Here is a 3226-nt window from a genome sequence, read left to right as displayed (position 1 = left end):
AGATCCTCCCATTTCTGTCTTTCTTGCGCAAAGTTGTGATAAAATCACGATAGCAGATGGAGTCAAGATTTTACCAGATACCTGTAAACAGGAGGGGTGATCATTATGTCAAGAACGGTATTGATGCTCGCCGGTGTTGTGGTGCTGGTCATGGCTCTGCTAGCTTCACTAAATATCTCGACCGTTGTAGAGCCCCTCTGGCACGTCATCTTCAAGTGGATCGGCGGCGCCGCAATGATCCTTGTCGCTTATATGGACAAGGGCAAGAAGACCTAGCTGTTCTCAGTCGATTGCCGGCCCGGGGAGTATTCTCCGGGCTGATTATTCTTCGCGTTCGATACCGCAGTAATTCGGAAGTCAGACAACAAGCGTTTCAACTCCTCAATTTCAATGTTTTCAGGATTTCTGAGGCTGTCTGCAAAGTACTGTTGGGTACATCATAACGGTCACCCTCACTATCGCTCTCGTCGACAAAGAACTCAGGCATCAGATTGTGCTTGGAGTTGATGCCGCATGCTTCGCCGGGTTCTGCTTCAAGCTGCGGTTAGTGCGCTATCGTATTACTGTCTGGTGGGATCGTTGTTTTTCTCTTCAAGCGCTTCGATCAGCCTTCTTATTTCGGGGGAGTCGACTGGCAACTCTTCAGTAATTGAAAGAATCTCTTCGATAAGAGGATCTAGTCTCAGTCCATCGCTATGTTCCGATGCTTTGCTCTCTTTGCTTGCTTCGGCTTCGATGGTTTCAACGACCATTTTCTTGAGAGATATAGAAGTTGCCCGAAGCGAGTTTCTGATGATCTTTGCAATTTCCACTCTCAGTACCGGATTAGTCAGCCACCCGTTGTCTAGAATGATCCCGACACGGTAGTCGTCCGAGCATGATGGATCTTCCGATACGGCGTACAACAGGATTCTCCACAAGATGGGAGCTTTGGATCTCCGCCACCATTCGTAATAGAACTCCCTGTTCTTGTCATCGGTTTTTATAAGGAAGAGGATAGTGTCTCTCATCATATCTATGAATATGTGGAGCCATTCGGGCCCCGCCTCTCCTTCGCTCTCTTCGATTACTTTCCTAGCGCCGCATATGCTGTCGTGCTCTCTCAAGGTACTGTTCAAAACAGACATGTCGGCGACCGCTTTCATAAGCTGGGAGGTAAGGATCGACAGTATGTCTTCATAAAGGATGGCGAGGTTCGGTTCGAGCAGTTCCGACCAGAGCCTCTTCAGGCAATCAGTCGTTACAAGGGGTTCAAGGTCGTATTGTCTGTGGAAGAGAGAAAGCGTTGCCTCTCTTCCCGTCTGGGATAGAGAAAAGAAGTTCTGAATTGTCTTCGTTATTATCCAGGGATTTTCAGTTATTTCGACCTTCTTCAGAGCTTCGAGCATAGCTTGATCGGGTGTGTCGTGTTTGTGCCAATTGTTGAGAATCAGGTTGAGCCATTCCGCCAGAAAGTCGCCCGGTTTCTCTATCTCATTATTAGCGAGATACTGGACGATTGAGGAGACCAGATATGGGTTCAGCGGAGAGTTTCTTGAGACCAGAAAGGTAAGGTGCTCCTGATCTGAACTTTCGAAGGCTGTCTTAACGAACCAGTCGGCAAGGTTTCTCTCAATCTCGTCAAGTGGGCCGTCTTCATTGAAGAGGCTGTCGAGAAGTCCCCTTGAATCGAGCCACCGCACCCAGTCGAAGTCATTTGCAAAACGGCAGAAGACCTTCGTGAGATCCTCACGATTGAGGCAGTATGTCAGGTAGCTGTCTGCTTTCCTATCTTGGCCGGGCTTCTTGGATGCGAACCTGCCGATTCTCTCGGTATGACAGTTCAGGTCAGAACTTGCGAGAGAGGTCCACTTCTCGAGTGCCTTTTGAAGCTCGAGATGGGCAGTTGCTTCTTCGGGCACGAGCGGGTATGAAACGGGGATTACGTTGATTTCCTTCCATCTCTCTGCATCGCTAGCGCTGACGAGAGCGTATCTGTTTGACTGCCTTATGTCCAGACCTCTGGCCAGATAATCAACAATGGTGTCCCTGTGGCTGTAACCTATAAACAAAATCGTGTAGTCGGAGAGATAGAGATCGCGCAAGAAGTCTCTAGCCCAGCCCTCTGTGAGATATGCCCTTCCGAAGTCTCTGTTGGTAACTACCAACCATCTTGCGTCCTGCTCTACGTTTCCGTGCAAATAGACGATTCCCCTGAAATCGTCGCCTCTTGGAAGTGCGGGAGCTCTGAAGGTTTCAAAACCCGCATATCTGTCTTTGTACTCCCTGATGGTTGTGAGAAAGTGGGCATCGTAGTTGGTCGTAACGATCTTCAGGTCGTGAGGGCCTTTGAATAGAAGTGGGATCAGCCTGTGAAGCTCCGATGGCTTGGAACTCTCTTCACTCATGATCTGCCTGACGATTTCGTGGACGCCCTCTTCTTCCCGTTTCGGGTTCAGGCTTCCGAGAAAGACGTCGGGCGGCTGGACTCTCTGCTGCCTCGCGTAATACTTCTGTTTGTATCGCTTCGCGACGGCTTTCGCAAGGTCGACAAAGCCGGGAATGTTCGAGGGGGAGGCCATCGAAACGCCGGCTCCAGCAAAGACGACGAGCCTGCCTTCCTCCTGGGCCCTGATAAGCTCGGTGGGGACGTTCACATTATCCGTTATGAACATGATCTTTCCCTCTTTCTTCCGCGATGTGATCGACTTTTCAAAGGAGCGGAACCTGCCTCCGCAAGACATCTCTTTGATGCAATGATACTACTTCTCAGCTGACTGCGTTTCATATGTGGCTTCTGAGAAGAAGCCTTGCTCTGAAGCTGGCGAAGAAGGCAGTCCTGCCTAAGCCGCTCGAAAAGAGAGTACGCATCGCCGGAGGGCCCATAGAGTTACAGCGGAGGCTTCCGATTTTGAGGCGGGCCAAAACAATAGAGAGTAATAGGATTCCCGACAGGGTCTCCATGCATATGAGCAAAAACACCTTGTCCATACGTGAGGGCGGGATGCCAATGACTTAATTTGACAAACGCCTTAGCCGAACTCGAATAAAAAGCTTTCCCCATTCCCCAGTTCGACAAAAGCACTGTTGCACTGCTGGGCAATTCTGGGCACAGTGGACGTTCCCATGAAGATAATCCTCATCTGTCAGTGGCCAACGGTTCGCCGCAAAGATCGATCGAGAAAGAGCATAGTCGAGACGTTCGCTGCGCTCACGAGAAGGCGAGTGAAAAGTCAGTCACTGCTGA

Annotated in this window: 2 protein-coding genes; one reads left to right on the top strand and one right to left on the bottom strand. The window is 50.0% G+C overall.

The genetic code is table 11. The features are described 5' to 3' along the window. Window positions 1–105 precede the first annotated feature (105 nt). Entirely contained in the window at window positions 106–276 is a 171-nt protein-coding gene (locus B3157_RS06165; RefSeq protein ID WP_180979951.1) for a hypothetical protein, read from the top strand. Window positions 277–560: 284 nt separating this feature from the next. Here the strand turns inward: B3157_RS06165 and B3157_RS06160 are convergent, their stop codons facing one another. Further along, complete coding sequence (locus B3157_RS06160) at window positions 561–2654, bottom strand: SIR2 family protein (protein WP_292589640.1); 2094 nt, start codon at window positions 2652–2654, stop codon at window positions 561–563. Window positions 2655–3226 lie beyond the last annotated feature (572 nt).

It is taken from the genome of Mesotoga sp. UBA5557 (genome assembly GCF_002425715.1).
Classification (GTDB): domain Bacteria; phylum Thermotogota; class Thermotogae; order Petrotogales; family Kosmotogaceae; genus Mesotoga.
Note: the sequence above shows the minus strand (reverse complement) of the source record. Positions and strands in the feature narration are given on the sequence as shown.

Coding starts and splice junctions, on each gene's coding strand:
- B3157_RS06165 (WP_180979951.1), top strand. CDS start 106: ATGTCAAGAACGGTATTGATGCTCGCCGGTGTTGTGGTGCTGGTCATG.
- B3157_RS06160 (WP_292589640.1), bottom strand. CDS start 2,654: ATGTTCATAACGGATAATGTGAACGTCCCCACCGAGCTTATCAGGGCC.